Source organism: Pseudomonas sp. FYR_7 (genome assembly GCF_043106155.1).
Lineage (GTDB): Bacteria > Pseudomonadota > Gammaproteobacteria > Pseudomonadales > Pseudomonadaceae > Aquipseudomonas > Aquipseudomonas parafulva_B.
Genome location: NZ_JBICMI010000006.1, coordinates 1 through 16,227 on the forward strand (window position 1 = coordinate 1; position 16,227 = coordinate 16,227).

General features: G+C 63.9%; 14 protein-coding genes. 1 reads left to right on the forward strand and 13 read right to left on the reverse strand.

From position 1 onward, the window contains the following. The 13 genes from tssI to tssB form a co-directional block, all read right to left on the reverse strand. A partial coding sequence (gene tssI / locus ACF8R3_RS00205; protein WP_392514557.1) for a type VI secretion system tip protein TssI/VgrG occupies positions 1-1,226 on the reverse strand: 1,226 nt, incomplete at its 3' end. Positions 1,227-1,251: 25 nt separating this feature from the next. Then, positions 1,252-2,067, reverse strand: coding sequence for a type IVB secretion system protein IcmH/DotU (icmH, locus tag ACF8R3_RS00210; RefSeq protein ID WP_196127937.1), 816 nt, complete (start codon positions 2,065-2,067; stop codon positions 1,252-1,254). A gap of 1 nt (position 2,068) precedes the next feature. Continuing rightward, positions 2,069-3,406 (reverse strand): type VI secretion system baseplate subunit TssK, encoded by a 1,338-nt coding sequence (tssK, locus tag ACF8R3_RS00215; RefSeq protein WP_326384453.1) that lies wholly within the window; start codon positions 3,404-3,406, stop codon positions 2,069-2,071. 94 nt (positions 3,407-3,500) lie between these two features. Further along, entirely contained in the window at positions 3,501-4,421 is a 921-nt protein-coding gene (locus ACF8R3_RS00220) for a PoNe immunity protein domain-containing protein (protein ID WP_230376704.1), read from the reverse strand. Between the two features lie 146 nt (positions 4,422-4,567). Beyond that, positions 4,568-5,125 carry a hypothetical protein gene (locus tag ACF8R3_RS00225; protein ID WP_196186655.1) on the reverse strand — a complete coding sequence of 186 codons (558 nt, stop codon included), beginning with the start codon at positions 5,123-5,125 and terminating at the stop codon, positions 4,568-4,570. Then, on the reverse strand, positions 5,122-6,102 hold the full coding sequence (locus tag ACF8R3_RS00230) for a hypothetical protein (protein ID WP_196186656.1): 981 nt from the start codon (positions 6,100-6,102) through the stop codon (positions 5,122-5,124). The genes ACF8R3_RS00225 and ACF8R3_RS00230 overlap by 4 nt, the downstream gene beginning before the upstream one ends. A 55-nt stretch (positions 6,103-6,157) precedes the next feature. Then, entirely contained in the window at positions 6,158-7,108 is a 951-nt protein-coding gene (gene tssJ / locus ACF8R3_RS00235; protein WP_197844982.1) for a type VI secretion system lipoprotein TssJ, read from the reverse strand. Beyond that, the gene (locus ACF8R3_RS00240) at positions 7,105-8,097 is read right to left on the reverse strand and encodes an FHA domain-containing protein (RefSeq protein ID WP_196186657.1); all 993 of its coding nucleotides are present in this window, start codon (positions 8,095-8,097) and stop codon (positions 7,105-7,107) included. Before ACF8R3_RS00240 ends, tssJ begins: the two co-directional genes overlap by 4 nt. Beyond that, on the reverse strand, positions 8,094-9,113 hold the full coding sequence (gene tssG / locus ACF8R3_RS00245) for a type VI secretion system baseplate subunit TssG (protein WP_196186658.1): 1,020 nt from the start codon (positions 9,111-9,113) through the stop codon (positions 8,094-8,096). Before tssG ends, ACF8R3_RS00240 begins: the two co-directional genes overlap by 4 nt. Continuing rightward, positions 9,077-10,843 carry a type VI secretion system baseplate subunit TssF gene (gene tssF / locus ACF8R3_RS00250; RefSeq protein ID WP_392514561.1) on the reverse strand — a complete coding sequence of 589 codons (1,767 nt, stop codon included), beginning with the start codon at positions 10,841-10,843 and terminating at the stop codon, positions 9,077-9,079. The genes tssG and tssF overlap by 37 nt, the downstream gene beginning before the upstream one ends. 7 nt (positions 10,844-10,850) lie before the next feature. After that, positions 10,851-11,282: a type VI secretion system baseplate subunit TssE gene (gene tssE, locus ACF8R3_RS00255; protein ID WP_144965157.1), complete on the reverse strand. Its 432-nt coding sequence runs from the start codon at positions 11,280-11,282 to the stop codon at positions 10,851-10,853. Positions 11,283-11,299: 17 nt separating this feature from the next. Continuing rightward, positions 11,300-12,784, reverse strand: a complete 1,485-nt coding sequence (tssC, locus tag ACF8R3_RS00260; RefSeq protein ID WP_196127945.1) for a type VI secretion system contractile sheath large subunit — start codon at positions 12,782-12,784, stop codon at positions 11,300-11,302. Between the two features lie 73 nt (positions 12,785-12,857). Next, positions 12,858-13,367 carry a type VI secretion system contractile sheath small subunit gene (tssB, locus tag ACF8R3_RS00265; protein WP_144965159.1) on the reverse strand — a complete coding sequence of 170 codons (510 nt, stop codon included), beginning with the start codon at positions 13,365-13,367 and terminating at the stop codon, positions 12,858-12,860. Positions 13,368-13,651: 284 nt separating this feature from the next. On the opposite strand from tssB, the gene tssH reads away from it, so the two are divergent. Then, complete coding sequence (tssH, locus tag ACF8R3_RS00270; RefSeq protein WP_196186660.1) at positions 13,652-16,222, forward strand: type VI secretion system ATPase TssH; 2,571 nt, start codon at positions 13,652-13,654, stop codon at positions 16,220-16,222. Positions 16,223-16,227: the final 5 nt, after the last annotated feature.

Genomic DNA, 16,227 nt, shown 5'->3' on the forward strand with positions numbered 1-16,227 from the left:
ACCCAGCAGGAGCTGTGCTCATCCTCGACCGCCAGGCGATCCCAGGGGAACTGGATTTTTACGCGGCCGAACTCGTCGCAGTAAATCTCTTCGCCCTCGGGGCCGACGACGGTGGCGATGTGCGGGCCGTCGATGCGCGGCTTGGGCGGCAGCGGCGCGCGCCAGTCGGCGTGGTCGGGCAGCAACTCGGCGCTGAAGTGGTAGCGGGTGCCCTGTTCGGCGTCGGCGGCGTCTTCCTGCTGGCTGGTGGCCTGCACGCCCTCGTGATGCAAGCGCAGGGTGCGCCAGCCGCGGTTCATGTCCTCGCGCGGGTGGCCGCTGAGGGTAAACGCGGGGCCGGGCAGCAGACGGGCATCGTCGCCTTCGACACGGGCCAGGCGGGCATCGCCGCGCAGGGCGAGCAGGCGGGTTTCGGTAAAGGGCTTGCCAGCCTCGTCCTGTTTGTAGCGGCCAGGGTACGCGTAACGCTCGTAGTCGCTGCGCTGGTGGTCGAGCTCAACGCCGTCGACGCTGTGCTGCTGGTTGTAGCGCGGGTGCTTGAAGGTGTAGTCACGCTGGGTCTGGCGGGCGGTGCGCACCTGCTCGGCATAGACGAAGCGGTGCAGCGCGGGCCTGGGCGCATCGCCACCGGCCTTGGGGTTGTAGGTGACGGGTTCGCCGTCGATGGCACCGTGGCTGTAGAGGCGGTCGCTGAAGACCAGACGGTGGCCGTCGGCGCGGTGCTCGAAGGCGTAGTAGAACCCTTCCTCGGCGGCGAGGCGTTCAACGAAATCGAGGTCGGTCTCGCCGGCCTGGACGCAGTACTCGCGCGGCAGGTGCTCGCGGGTGGAAACGAGTTCGACATCGGTGATGCTGTGCTGGGCGATGACCTGTTCGATGATCTGGGGAACACTCAACGCCTGAAAAATGCGCCAGTCGGCGCACAGGCCGAGGCGGGCGAGTGCGGGCTCGACAACGGCACGGTAGCGGGTGCGGCGGTGGCCGGTGTCGGCCTGCTCGAAGGTGCTGACCAGGCCGTGGACGTGGCGCACCACACGGCCCTGGGCGATATGGAGAGTCAGGGGCTGGTCGAGCAGTTGGGCGAAGTCGATGGCCGGGTCGAAGCTGGCCAGTTCGAGGTGCAGGCGAAAGGGGGTGGAGAGAGCCTCGTCGAGGGAGAGGGCGGCCACCTCGAAGTCACCGGCGGGTGCGGTGACGGTGAAACGCAGGTCGGATTGGCGCGGCATGGTTGGGCTCCCCTGTTCCGTTCGTTCAGTGCTTGAGGATCTCGTCGAGCGATTGCATGACCTGCTGCGTGGCGTCGTCGAGGTTCACGGCATAGAAGGCGAAGATGCCTGCCAGCACGACGACGACGGCGAGCCAGGGTGTCCACCACGGCAGTTGGCGGCCGATGAGGTAGCGGCGGGTGGTGACGTTGGCGCTGGCGTCGGTGAGCTGTTCGGGGGTGTCGCCGCGCAGTTCGCGCAGGACGCGGTGCAGTTTGCTGATGTGTCCCTGCAGCACTTCGTTGCCGTTGTGCTGCACGCCGTACTTGCCCTTGAAGCCGAGGCACAGGCACAGGTACTGGAATTCGAGCACGTCGCGGTATTTCTCCGGCTCCATCAGCATGCGCGAGAGGATGGTGAAGAACTTTTCGCCGCCCCAGGTTTCGTCGTGGTAGATGCTGAGCATGGAGCGTTCGGCCCAGATCGATTGCGAGCCCCAGGGGGTGCCCATGACGGCTTCGTCGATGAAGGCGCAGAGGATGTAGCGGTAGGCCAGGTGGGTGGCGTTGTCGTAGCCGTGCTGGCGGGCTTCTTCGTCCAGCGCGGCGATCTGCTTGCGTACGCTGTCGTAGAGTTCGCCGACGTTGTCGTAGGCCTGGGTCTTGCGCAGGCGCACGATCAGGCCGAACAGGGGGATGGCGCCGTCGGCCAGCGGGTTGTAGCCGTGGCCGCGCAACTGGAAGCCGAGGTCTTCGTCGGCGTCGATGTGTTCGATGGTGTCGAAGCCGATGACGCGCTTGTGCGGGACGGCAGGCGCGGGCGGGGTACGCAGGTAGGGCTGGCGGGTAAGTGTGTTGGTCATGTCATTGGCTCCTGATGGCCCAGAACTGCATTTCCAGTTCGGGGTAGTCCCCGGCGATGTGGAAGCCGAAGCCTGCGGCCTCGCGCATCATTTGCCAGTTGGCGTGGCTGCGGTCGAGCTGGAAGTAGCTGAAGCCGGAGTGGAACGGCAGGTGGCGCGGCGCGACGGGCAGCGGGGTGAGCGGGATGCCGGGCAGTTGCAGGTTGATGAGTTCGCTGAGTTTTTCCTGCGAGGCGACCTTGGCCTGCTGGAGGAATTGCTGGCGCAGTTTTTCCAGCGGCATGCGGGCGCGCACGGCGAGGATGAAGTCGGCGTCGTCGAGCAGGCGGCGGTCGTGCACGGCGGCGGTGAGGGTGCCGTACTGCTGCTTGATGATCGGCAGCGAGACGGCGCGCGGTTGCAGGACGGTGCTGAGGACGCGGCGCAGGGTTTCTTCCAGGCGGCGGAAGGATTCACGCAGGTTGTCGTGCTGGTAGGCCGGGTACTCTTCCGGCAGGCGGCCGTCGTCGGTGAAGGTCACCAGTTCGCCGCAAGCCTGGCTGAAGGCGACATAGAGCTGCTCGGGGTGCACGTGCTGGCGGCGCGACAGGTGCAGGAACAGCGGGTGCAGGCGGTTGAGGGCCTGTAGCAGGTTGAAGTCGGTGACGTCGGCCACGCCGGATTGGCTGGGCGAGCCGATACGCTCGGCGATGCTGCGGGCACGTTCGCGCATCAGGCTGGCGGTTTCGCCGAGGAAGCGCCCTAGTGGCGGCACGGCGGACAGCGAGACGCTGGTGGGGTAGAAGTGTTCGTCGAGCACCAGGCTGCCGTCCGGGCGCTTGTCGAGGATGTGGCACAGAGCGATGCCGGTGAAGGCGCTGCGGTCGTCCCGCTCCAGGGTCAGTTGCAGGTTGGGGATGGCCAGATCCAGGCGGATGTGGTCGCCTTCTTCGCTGTGGGTGTCCCTGGCTTCCTCGGCGTGCGCGATGTAGCGGGCGTTGGCGTAGGTGTCGGGCCATTGCACTTCCAGCACGCCGTCGGACTTGAGCGGCAGGGTCAGGTAGACCACCTGGCCGGCGCTGGTGGCGTCGGCGATGGTCAGGGGCGCGGGCGGCGGCTGGTCGTTGGGGATGTTGAAGACCGTGCCGTCGGGCATGACGCCCTGGGCCCTGACGATGGCGATCTTGCCGAAGCTCAGGTACTCGTGGTTCAGCTCCAGCACGCTGAAGCCGTACAGGTGTTCGCTGACGGCGTTGATGCGCTGGTTGGCGTGGTGCTCCAGCGCGCGCGCCTGTTGTTGGAAGTGCTGTGGCTTGACGAACAAGCCTTCGCTCCAGATGACAGAGTTCCTTGATGTCATTTCGTCGGTCTCGGTTTCGGCTGGCGGTAGCGCTCTTCGGTGATGGCGACCGCGTTGTCGTGGAGGGTGAGGTGTGCGTTGCGCGGGGATGTAGTCATGGCACGTGATCCCCGATCTGGTTATCGGCCCACTGCCAGAGAGTCAGGCCCTTGCTGGTTTCACTGGGGATCTCGGGGAATACCTCATCCTGGGCGAACTGACGGCGCGAGCCGTGTTGGGCCAGGGTGAACCAGTAGCCGGCGCGCGGGCAGGGCTGGCCGGCGTAGGTGGGCGGCGGCACCGATGGCGTAGCGGGTGTGGCCGGCAGGTTACGGGCAAAGTCCGCCAGGTCGCGGGGGTAAAACGGCATATCGCGGTAGCTGCTGTCATCAATCTCCAACAGCCAGGTGACGGCGGCGGCCTCCCAGGCCCAATAGCCATAGAAAGAAACATCCGACTCGCCATGCAGGTCGGTATAGGGTTCGCGGCGGCTGGCGTGATACCACTCGTCCAGGTACTTGGTCATAAGCGTCGGGCGCTTCTCGGGCGTGGCGTCGAAGACCTTGAACAGCTTACGGTAGGGCAAATGGCGGGTGGCGGTATCCGGCGGGGTGCCACGGCCGGGGGCGAAGGGCGCGACCAGGCGTTCGAGCAGGCCGTCGCGGATGCCCAGCTCCACGTTGGCGAAATCGAGGATCGCCATGACCCTTGGCATCTGTGCGGCATGGCCGCTGAGCAGGCCGAAGCAGACCAGACGCAGGGCGACGATCCAGTATTCGTTGCCCTTGAGATAGACATGCGGCATGACTCGGCCGTTGGCATCGGGCGTCTGCAGGTAGGCTTCCTGAAAGCCGGCGTATTCCTCGGCCCAGACCAGGGCATGGGGCCAGACTTCGGCGAAGGCTTCCACCGGCGCGCCAGCGGAGTATTGCAGGCTGAGCCAGTTCAGCACGTCCCATAGTCGCTGTCGTGTGGAGGTCATCAAACCACCGGGTTTTGCCTTGTCTCGGTACTTCGGCAAGTCGGTAGTGATCATGGCAACGCCACTTAATGCTTCTTCAAACAATTCGCTGTACCGGAAGTAGCGTAAGTGCGGTTCGCGACGCTGCTCAAAACGTGTGGATGGAACCTGCCAGGTGGCCCAATATTTCCAGTCGATGGGATGGAGCGCTTGCATATCGATCAGCCTATGAGGATATCGGTGGGGATGACGAATTCGGTGCCAATCTGGTGGCTGGCCTGACCCTTGGCACAGCGGGGACTGGTCTTGCCCTTGCGCCTGTCGTGTAGGTTGTGATTGGCACCGACCACAGTAATTACACTGCGGTCGTAGGGGCACTTGACCAACTGTTTCTGTGGAGTGCCTTCATCCAGGGAAATGGTCGAACCCAATTTGAAGTGAACACGTCTCCAAGCCCTTATTTTCCGGAGCAAGTCACTATGCTCGGCAACGATCTCTGCCTTATCTATCCTGGCAGCTACCCAGCGATGACTGAGTTGGCGGCCATCCTTTGTGTCGCCAAGGTTATTTCCTAGACGGCTTTCATCCTCCTCCCCCATATAGGCATCCAGACCATAGCGCAGCGCCTCGAAGACACGCTTCGGGGTTTCCAGCCGGTGCATGCCTTTTCCCGTGCCCTTGGTATCGCTGACCCGGTAGCCCAGGGGCAATCGGCTGCCATGCCAGACATGGTCGATACCCTGATGTCCTCCCGGCAGATTGCCGTCGGGCTGCTTCATCTCGTACAGGCGAGCGTTCTTGTTGATCTTCGAGCGATTCTTCTGGCGCTTGACGAAGAAGTAGTCGGCGATATGTTCACCCGATACGCCGATTTCACGGCGATTGCGGCGGCTGCGCTGGCTCTGCCGTTGTTGCGCGCTGACCTGGCCCTGGCGTGGTATGGCCGTGCCGCTGGAGTTGGTGGGGATATCGCGGTTGGCCGGGGCCGAGGCTGCGGGTGTGGATGAGGCGGCCGGGGTCTGGCTGGTGGTGTTGGTACTTTGCTGGGCCGGCTTGCCTGCGTTGCCGCCACTGGATGCCGGTGCTGATGAGCCGGGCGGCGACTGGCGCGGGGTGTCGGCATGGCGGCTGGCGCGGGAGCCCGCGGTGGTGTTGGGCAGGGGCTGGGCATCTGGTGGGATTGCTGCAGCGAGCCCATGGCCTGTTCGATCTTCTGCTGGGCCTTGGCCTTGAGTACCCGGAGCTGGGTGACCAGGCGGTTGAGGCCCTGTTTGTCCATGATCCAGCGGGCGCTGCGGGTGCCGAGCACGTCGATCATGCCATCGAGGATCTGGTTGGTCTTGGCGACGAGCTGGCGGGTGTAGCTGGCCCAGTCCAGCTCGCGGAACCACTTCTCGATATTGCCGCGCACGTCCCTGGGCAGGCTGTCGAGGATGCGGCTCATGGGCACGCCGCTACGCAGCATGCGGAAGACGTTCTTGAGCGCGTCGCCAAACAGCGGCACCAGGGCGATCAGGCAGAGCACCAGTTCGATCCAATTGTCGGCGTTGTCGCTGTCGCGGGTCAGCGAATGGAGGGCGCGCAGGATGTTGTAGGCGTCGAGCGCCTGACCGACGCCGGGAATGCAGCCGAGCACGACGGTGACGACCATCTGGCTGACGGACTGGCCACGGCCTTCGACGACTTCCCGTACCCAGGTGAGAATTTCGGCGAGGGTGTCGGTTTCGGCCTGCCTGATAATGGTCTTAGTGTTCATACCGTAGCCTCCCGCTCGTATGCCTGTGAGTTGAGGGCGACTTCCTGTCTCGATGTCATTTCATCGGTCTCGGTTTCGGCTGGCGGTAGCGCTCTTCGGTGATGGCGACCGCGTTGTCGTGGAGGGTGACCAGCAGGGCGTACTTGTGCCCGTTGGGCTCCAGGCGCAGTACCTGTTTCCAGGTGGCGCCGTTCTGGTCGTGGAAGTTGGCGAAGACGGCGAGGTAGCGGGTGTCCTCGTGGATATCCGCGTAGTCGATAAACTTGAACTGGCCGGGCAGCAGGATGTAGTCGTCGTCTTCCAGGTAGGTTTTGCCGAGGGCTTTCTTGAGGTTCTGGGTGAGCAGGTCGAGGTCGGCGTTGAGGAACAGCGAGTCGTCCTTGAGCTGCAGGATCTTGAAGGTGATGGGCGTGGCCACGGCCTCGGGCGCGGGGCTGGCGGCGCTTTCGGCCGGGGCGGTGCCAGCGTGCTGCCAGGCGTCGGTGGCCGCGTCGAGCCAGGCAGGAGCGCGGTCGTCGAGGGTGTTTGGCACCAGGGGTACGTCATAGGTGCGCCGCGCCAGCGCTTCCAGGTCGGGGATACGGGACAGGGTCGGCGTGGCGGGCGTGCCATCGGCCTTGGGTATCTGCAGCGAAGGGTCGAAGGGAATGCCTTCTGCCAGACGTGCAGGCGCGTCGCCCGAACCACCGGACTGCAACTGGTTGAGCAGAATGCTGAGTTTGTCGATCAGGTCGAGCTGGTCACTGCCCGTCAGGTTGATCTGGTAGAGCGCCTGTCCGGCTCCGTCCACGCCGATGGGCGTGGCCACGGACGGAGTGTGGACGGTGGCGTCCGCTTCGGCCTGTGGGGTGTTCGGGTTGGGGTTGACGCTGGGGCTGGCGTAAAGGCTGAACGCCACTTGCGTGGTCGGCCCCAGGGGCTCTTCGTCTTCGCCGAAGCCGAGCAAGCTGCAGCCGGGCAGGCTCGCGGCGGCGAGCAGGAGTGCGAGGTGTGGTTTGAGTTTCATTGCGCTTCCATCTCTTGTGTGCGCTGTGCCTGGTCGTAGGCCTGGTTGAATGCCTGCCAGAATCTTTCCAGTTCGGCTCTGGACGGTGCGGACGGCAACATAGCGTCGAGCCCTATCGTGATGGCATGGGTGAGGAGGGCGTCGGGCTGTTGTGCCTGTGCCGGGTTCATGGCGGTTTGGGTGGCTGTGGCGCTGTATGTCGTCGGCGCCGAAGGCTGGAGGATGTCGAGCAATGGCCCGGCGGTGCAGGCCGGTGCGGGCGGCAGCTCTGCCACCAGGTAGGAGCTGACGGCGGCTTCGGGCCGTGCGACGGGCAACCCGCTGATGGCTTCGAAGCGGGTGGCGGCCAGATCCGGCTGGGTGCTGGCTGGCGTCATGCCGTGGTGGATGTCTTCGATAAGGCTGTACTGATGCGCTTCCTCGACGATGCGGCCGGCATTGAGGGCCAGCAGGGGGTCGAGATCGCCGTTGCCGGGCTCTGCGCCTTCCAGCCAGCTTTGCAGGAGGTCTTTCTCTGCCGTGGGGGCGCTGTCGGGCAGGACGTCCGGCGCCAGTTGCTCGAACAGGTCGAGGCGCTCGTCCTGGAGGTTGAGCAGTTCGCCCACGTCGTACTGGATCAGGTGGCGCGACGGGTCGGGCAGCGCATGTTGCTGGTCGTGCAGGTGGACGGATACCCGGTAGGGGCCGATGTGCAGGATGTCGCCTTCGGCCAGGCGGGCGCTGACGTGCAGGCCCAGGGCGGCATCGCTGCCGTTCAGGCGCGTGTGGCCCGAGCGGTCGACGACGCAGAACAGGCCTTCGTCGAGCACGATTTCGCAGTGCACGGGGAGAATGCGCTCGCGGTTGTCGCTGAGCAGCCAGTCGGTGCCGTGGCTGCCGATAGTGCCGCCCGCCGCCTCGAAACTGTAGCTGGGCGCGCAGCCCTGACGCAGTATCTGCGGGTTGACGACCACCAGGGCAATGCGCGGTGTGTTGGCGGGCCGGTTCATGAGCGCACCCTGATGCGGACGGTGGATTGGCTGCGCAGGCTCTGGCGATCCATGAAGCTCGTCCAGCCCAGATGGGTGCCGTTGCTGCGCTTGAGGTTGAAAGGCGGTACTTCTTCCTGACGCAGCCCCAGCTCCAGGTCGTAGGCGGTCGGGTCGGGCAGCAGGAAGTCGATCAGTTTGCGCAGCCGGGCGAAGTTCTCGCCGCTGGGCAGGAACTGGCGGAAGCGTTCTTGATTCAGATCGCGGATGACCAGGGTGAACTTACTGGCGCGCGTGCGCACGCGACCGCCGAGGACGAAATTGTCGCCCAGGGTGCCGTTGCGTTTGCCCAGCGCCAGGCGCTGGGGCTGCGGGATGTCCATGTAGCGTTGCTCGAATTCGCGGATGCTGACGTCGGTGAGGTCGAAGCAGTGGGCGATGATGCCCGAGACGACGGTGGGCGAGCGGCTGCGGCTGGCGATCAGGCCGGCATAGCTGAGCAGGCGGCTCCAGGCGATGGGCGTAGTGCCGCGCAGTTCTTCGTCGTTAAGTCCCATGAGGGAGAAGACGTAGCGCGAGAAGCGATCCTTGGCTTCGCGCCGGAAGCGCACGTAGTAGCGGTACTTGCGCCAGGTCTGGTGCAGCAGGGTGAGCAGGCGGTGGTTGAAGAAGTCGAGGAAGGCCGGGCGGATGCCGATGCCCTGCGCGTGTTCGTAGGCGAGCCTGTCCAGGTAGTAGCCGGGCAGCGGGGAGTCCGGCCCGTGCATGCCGAGGAAGGTGGCCTGGACGCGGTAATCGCCCTGGACATGGGGCGGCATGCGCTCGGCCAGGGCGACGTCGGAGGCAGGAAAACCCAGGCCCGGATAGCTGGCCAGACGCACGCGCAGGTTGTCCGGGTCGAAGGTGTCCGCTGCTTCGAGGTCGTCCTCGTGCAGGTGGTGCAGATGCTCCAATAGCCGGAAGAAATCGTAGTTCCTTGCCTCGGCCAGCAGGGTATCGGCTAGATCAGCGGTTGCTTGCCGGTCTGCAATGGCCATTCGTAGCGCTCGTTGTTGGTGGTGTTGAGGACTTCCAGTTGATGGAATGAGTTGATGCTGGCGTACAGGCCGAAGAAGTGGCTGAGTACGGTGCCGAACAGGTAGAGGTCGCCTTCACACAGGAAGGCGCTCTGGTCGAGCTTGAGCAGGGTCTGCAGGCCGCGGATGGGCAGGCCTTTCATCAGTACGTCGGCCGGGGTGGTGATCGCTTCGCCGATGCCGTCGAGGCGCTTGCGGGTGCTACGGGCTTGCTGGATGTCATGCAGTGCGGCGAAGTCGTAGGCGCGAATGACGGCCTTCAGCGGCTCGGCCGAGAGCAGCGACAGGTAGTTCAGCGACAGGTTGGAGATCAGTGTCCATTGCAGTGCGCCGTCCAATACCGGGCGGTACGAGGGGGTGGGGCGCGTGATGTTGGCGTAGGTGGCGAACCTCGGCGTGCTCTGGGTGGGCAGGCAGATATCGCCAGCGCCGAGGGCCAGCGGCAGGTTGCGGTTGGTGCAGGTGAGTGAGATCGAGACGGTTTCGCTATGGCCGATGTAGTCGGTTTCGTCGCCGCGCACGAAGGCGATCCGATGGACGACGCCATCCTGGATTAGCGCGGGCTCGATGCGGCTGCGGTAGTAGAGCGCGGTGCGCCCGTGGGCATGTTCGATTTCGTGCTGGAACGACTCGAACGGATGAAAGGTACGCAAGCGTTCGCCGCGCTGGCCGTCGGACTTGACCTGCCAGCCGCTGACGTTGTCGATGCTGAAAATCTCAAAGTATTCGGGGCGCTGGCCGGTGGGCATCAGCCGTTGATCGACCCTGCGCCCGTCGAGGCGAACCGGTTCGGCATCGTGGGGGAAGAGGTTGACTGACGGGGTGCAATACAGCGCGATGTCAGCGGTGCGCAGGCGAATGTCGGCGGGCATTGGCCGCGAGAAATGCAACTCGAAGCGGATGTGTTCGGTAGCCTGGGCGGGCCAGAGCGCGCGCAGACCGGTCAGGCTGAAGAAGTGGAAGCGCTGCGGGAAGACGAAGTATTCCTGCAGGATACGGTAGCCATCGAAGGCGTTCTTCGAGTAGGGCAGCAGCGCTTCGTCCGGATCGAAACCGGGAAACGCCACCTGCCTGGGGGACAGATGGCGTACCTGGCCGTCGCATTCCACGGTGATGCCGCTGAGGTATCTGGACAGCCACAGGTAGAGCGTCTGCGCGGTGGTGCCGTCGCCGCTGAGGTGGAAGTCCAGCCGGTCGCAATCGATGGCATCGAGCGGGTTGTCAGTGATGGACTGCAGGTCGATGCGGACGATGGACTTTTCCCGGGTGTGTGCGTCGCTGACCTCGCGCAGGCGCAGTGGATAGAGCACGACGTCGGTGCAGGTGCGGAACTCGCAGGATACGCCGGAGACGGGCCGGGACAGCATGCGGGTGCCCTTGGGGATCACCTGGCGTTCGCTGACGGCCCGCTCGATCGGATCGAAGCGCATGATGGTGGCGCTGGGCAGCGGGCGCAGGTAGTTCGGCCACAACAATTGCAGCAGCGAGTGGGTGAGCTCGGGAAGGTCGTCCTCGATCTTCAGCCGCAGCTTGGCGGTGAGGAAGGCGAAGCCTTCGATCAGGCGTTCTACGTCCGGATCGGCCGTCTGGTCGCCCAGAAAGCGTGCAAGCTGAGGGTTTTCGAGAGCGAACTGGCTGCCGAGCCGGCGCAGCAGGTTCAGTTCGTCGCGGAATTTGGTGCGTAACGGCATACCTGCCTCATCCCGATATCCTTATGAGCCGATCCAGTCCGTTGACGACCAGGTCGATCTCCATCTGTTCTTCCATCCCCTGCAGGGGCACCAGGCAATCGAGCCTGATATGCAGGTTCAGGGGCTGGGTGGCGTCAGGCTGCACGCGCACGCTGACAACCTTGATGCGCGGCTCATGGGCCGCGATCGAGCGGCGTATGTCTGCGCCGACCCGCTGTTGCAGGTCAGTGCTGCCTAGTGAGGCGTTGTTGAAGTCCCGCAGGCCCAGCTCAGGGCTGCTCGCGGAGCAGCCCTGGCGGGTGTTGAGAATGCGTTCAAGGTTCTGCTTGATCCCCCGGATGCGCTCCTGTACCTGTTCCTGCCGAGACAGGATGCGCAGGAGAGGAACGTCGGGGTCAAGCCGCTCGAACAGACTCCCTAGACCCGCCGATCTTGGCATGGGTACTCCTCCTTACTTCACTGATCCTTGTCGAGACGGCCCACGAGGGACAGTTCGAAGTTGGCGCCCATGTACTTGAAGTGCGGCCGCACGGCCATCGAGACCTGGTACCAGCCCGGATTGCCGGCGACGTCCTGCACCTCGATGTGGGCTGCACGCAGCGGACGGCGGCTGCGCACGTCGGCGGACGGGCTTTCCTGGTCGGCGATGTACTGCTTGAGCCACATGTTGAGCTCACGCTCCAGATCCTGGCGTTCTTTCCAACTGCCGATCTGTTCTCGCTGCAGCACTTTGATGTAGTGGGCCAGGCGGTTGATGATGAACATGTAGGGCAGTTGCGTGCCGAGTTTGTAGTTGGTCTGCGCTTGCAGGCCTTCCGGTGTCTTGGGGAAGATCTTCGGTTTCTGCACGGAGTTGGCCGAGAAGAAGGAGGCGTTATCGCTGTCCTTGCGCATGGTCAACGGGATGAAGCCTTCTTCCGACAGTTCGAATTCCTTGCGGTCGGAGACCAGCACTTCGGTCGGGATCTTGGCCTGCAGTTGCCCCAGGGACTCGTACAGGTGCACGGGCAGGTCGTCGACCGCGCCGCCGGACTGCGGGCCGATGATGTTCGGGCACCAGCGGTAGCGGGCGAAGCTCTCGGTGATGCGGCTGGCCAGCAGGTAGGCGGTGTTGCCCCACAGGTAGTTGGCGTGATCGCCGTCTATGCCTTCCCGGTAGGTGAAGCTGCGCACCGGGTTCTCCAGCGGGTCATAGGGCTGACGCAGCAGGAAGCGCGGCAAGGTCAGGCCGAGGTAGCGCGCATCTTCGGTTTCGCGCAGGCCACGCCACTTGGCGAAGCGCGGGCCTTCGAAAATGTCTTTGACTTCCTTGAGGTCGGGCAGGCCCTGGAAGTCGTCGAGGTTGAAGAACTCCGGGCCGGCCGCTGCGAGGAAGGGCGAGTGGGCCATGGCACCGACTGAGGCGACGTAGCGCAGCAGCTTGATGTCCGGCGCGGCGGGGCCGAAGGTGTAGTTGCCGACGATGGTCGCGGTCGGTTCGCCGCCGAACTGGCCGTAGCCTGCGGTGTAGACGTGCTTGTACAGGCCGCTGCGGGTGATATCGCCGGCGCTCTCGAAGTCTTCCAGCAACTCGTCCTTGGTGACGTGGAGCACTTCGATCTTGATGTTCTCGCGGAAGTCGGTGCGATCCACCAGCAGCTTCAGGCCGCGCCAGGCGGATTCAAGCTCCTGCAACGGCGGCTGGTGCAGGATGATGTCCATCTGCTGGCTGAGCTGGTGGTCGAGCTCGGCGATCATCTGGTCGACCAGCACTTTGTTGACCGGTTGCTCGCGGTCGTCGGACTTGAGCATTTCGGTGATGAAAGCGGCCACGCCGCGTTCGGCGATGGCATAGCCTTCCTGGTCGGGCGCGATACGCGTCTGGGCCATGATCTGGTCGAGAAGGCTGGAAGAATCGGTGGCGCGCTCAGCGTCGACGAGCGCTGCGTTTTCTTGGGTCATGATGTGACTCCTTGTCAGTACGCGAAGGAAGACCCGGGACGGCTGTCCCGAGCGGCAGTGCCAGGACTGCCGATCAAGAGTTCAGGGGTTGATCCGGCTGCAGGCCGAGTTCCTGGGTCAGTTTGTTGCGGGCCTCTTCATTGGCTAGCAGTGTTTGCAACTGCTTGCGGAAGGCCGGCGCATTGCCCAGCGGCCCTTTGAGGGCAACCAGTGCTTCGCGCAGTTCCAGAAGATTGTTGAGGGCGGGAACCTGCTTGGCGATGGCGTCGGGCGAGAAGTCGCTCATCGATTTGAATTGCAGGTTGAAGGCCAGGGTGTCGCCTTTGTCGCCATCACCGAGGATGGACGGCACTTCCAGGTCGAGCTTCAGTTCGGCCTTGGACAACACGGCATCGAAGGTGTCCTTGTCGATCCTGACGGCCTGGCGCTCTTCCAGCGCCTGTTCTTCCCCGTGTCCCTTGAAGTCGCCGGTTACCAGCAGTTTCAGGGGCAGTTCTATTTCCGCTTGCTGGTCGCCGGTGGCGGGAACGTATTTGATATTGATGCGTTCCTGCGGGGCGACAGATCCTGGTTTGCTCGACATGCTAAAACTCCTTTTTCAAAAACCACTCAAACCGCGGCGAGGATGACGAGTGCTTTTCTATTGTGTCAATCAAAAAACCAGCTCAGCCTAAAAAGCTGAAGTATGTCCCTAAAATCAGAAAAGTCTGATTGTTAGGCATGTGATTATCTGGTCAGACTCTTGGGTGTTTTTATTTGCAAGCGCAGGATGTGTCGTCAGGAAACTGCACGGTGCGCATCAGGCGCAGGGATCAGGTGGCGGCCCCGGTTGGATGGCCGCAAGTATCTAAGGAGTAGTTCCCTGAGATGATCAGGATTGATCTGCCGGCGCTTTTCGAACGCCTGAATCCGGCTTGCCGGCATGGCCTGGAAGAAGCTTCCAGCCTGTGCATCACACATCGCGGCGCAGAAGTGACGGTGCCGCATCTGTTATTCAAGCTCCTGGATAACCCCTTGGGTGACGTGCGGATACTGCTCAAGCACGGCGGTATCGATGTGGATGCCGCAAGGCAGGCGCTCTCGTCTGCGTTCGCCGGGCGGGACGACGGTAATGACCAGTACCCGTCGTTCTCTCCGCTGCTGATCGAGTTGTTGCAGGAGGCTTGGCTGCTCGGCTCGCTGGAAGCGAAGCAGGACGTCATCCGTGGTGGCAGCCTGCTGCTGGCCGTGCTGATGAATCCCGGCCGCTATCTGCCCCTGCAGGCCATTCGGCTGCTTGAAGACATCAACCGCGAGACGCTGCGCAAGCAGTTCAACGCTTTGCTGGCCAACTCCTCCGAGACCCCGCAGGACTCGGAGGCGGGCGCTGCGGTATCCCCAACTGCGGCAGCCGAATCTGGCCTGGCCAAGTACGGTCAGGACATCACCGCCCAGGCCCGCGAGGGGCGCATCGATCCGGTGCTGTGCCGTGATGCGGAGATCGATCTGGCCACCGACATCCTGTCTCGGCGGCGCAAGAACAATCCCATTGTGGTCGGCGATGCCGGTGTCGGTAAGAGCGCCGTAGTGGAAGGGTTGGCGCTGCGCATCGTGCAGGGACGCGTGCCTGAGCCGCTGCGCCAGGTGGCCTTATGGAGCCTCGATCTGGGGGCATTGCAGGCCGGAGCCTCGGTGAAAGGCGAGTTCGAGAAGCGGCTGAAGATGGTGATCGAGGAGGTCAAGGCCTCCGCGAAACCGATCATCCTGTTCATCGACGAGGCACATACCCTGATCGGCGCAGGCAATGCTGCCGGTGGCAGCGACGCGGCGAACTTGCTCAAGCCGGCGCTGGCGCGCGGTGAGCTGCGTACCATCGCGGCTACGACCTGGAGCGAGTACAAGAAGTATTTCGAGAAAGACCCCGCGTTGTCGCGGCGCTTCCAGTTGGTGAAGCTGGACGAGCCGAGCCCGGAGCAGGCGGTGCATATCCTGCGGGGGTTGCGTCCGGTCTACGAGCAGGCCCACCGTGTCTATATCAGCGATGACGCACTTCAGGCTGCGGCGGCGCTATCCGCGCGCTATCTGTCCGGCCGGCAGTTGCCGGACAAGGCCATCGATGTGCTCGATACCGCCTGCGCGCGGGTGGCGACAGCACTGGCCGAATCGCCCCGGCCGCTGTCTGCGCTGAACAGTGAGCTGGTACAGATCGATGCTGAACTTGAGCATCTGTGGCAGGATCGCCAGGCTGGCCGGAACGTCGATGCGTCGCGTCTGGATGGATTGGATACGACGCGTCAGGACGTGCAAACGCGGATGGCCCAGCTGCAAGTGGCCTGGGAACAGCAGCGTGCGTTGGTGGATGAGATCCTGGCGTTACGGGCCGAGGCGAAGGACGACGTTCTGGTACGTGAACAGCTTGTCGCCAAGGTGGAAGAACTGACTGTGTTACAGCGCGAGGGCGCGCTGCTGCATGCGGACGTGGGCCGGGAGCAGGTGGCGCAGGTGATTGCGGATTGGACGGGGATTCCGGCCAACACCATCACCAGCGATCGGGTGGAGCGCCTGGGCAGCCTGCCGTCGGTGCTGCGCGAGCGGGTGCGAGGTCAGGATGCGGCTATTGAGCGGGTACACCGTTACCTGTTGACTGCGCTGGCCGATTTGCGCCGGCCCGGTACGCCGCTAGGTGCCTTCCTTCTGGTGGGGCCGAGTGGTGTCGGCAAGACCGAGACCGCGCTGGCGGTCGCCGACAACTTGTTCGGCGGCAAGCAGTTCCTGACCAGCATCAACATGTCCGAGTACCAGGAGAAGCACACTGTTGCGCGCCTGCTCGGGGCGCCACCGGGTTATGTTGGCTACGGCGAAGGTGGGGTACTGACCCAGGCGATCCGCCAGCGGCCGTATTCGGTGGTGTTGCTGGATGAGGTCGAGAAAGCCCACCCGGAAGTGCTCAACATCTTCTATCAGGCGTTCGACAAGGGCGAGCTGGCCGATGGTGAGGGGCGCCTGATCGACTGCAAGAACATTCTGTTCTTCCTGACTTCGAACCTTGGGTTCGACCAGCAGGACGACAGCCTGGGAGATCTCGACGACGAGGCGCTGCGCGGACGGTTGATGCGCTTCTTCAAGCCCGCCCTGCTTGCGCGCATGCAGGTGGTGCCGTACCGCTACCTCGATGAGGCGGTGCTGGGCGAGATCGTCGATGCGCGTCTGCAGCGCATCCGGCGGCAGTACGAAGAGCGCTACGGCGCGCAGTTGGAGGTGGATGAGAGCGCCCGCGCGGAACTGCGTCGTCGCTGCATCCGCCACGAAAACGGCGCGCGCATGCTTGATGCCAGCCTCGATGGTGAGCTGCTGCCGCCACTGGCACTGGCAACCTTGCAGCGCCAGGCCTCCGGCGAGCCTTTCTCCACTGTCCGTCTGGATTGGGATGAGCACGAGTTCCGGGCGATTCTGGATTGAGGGAG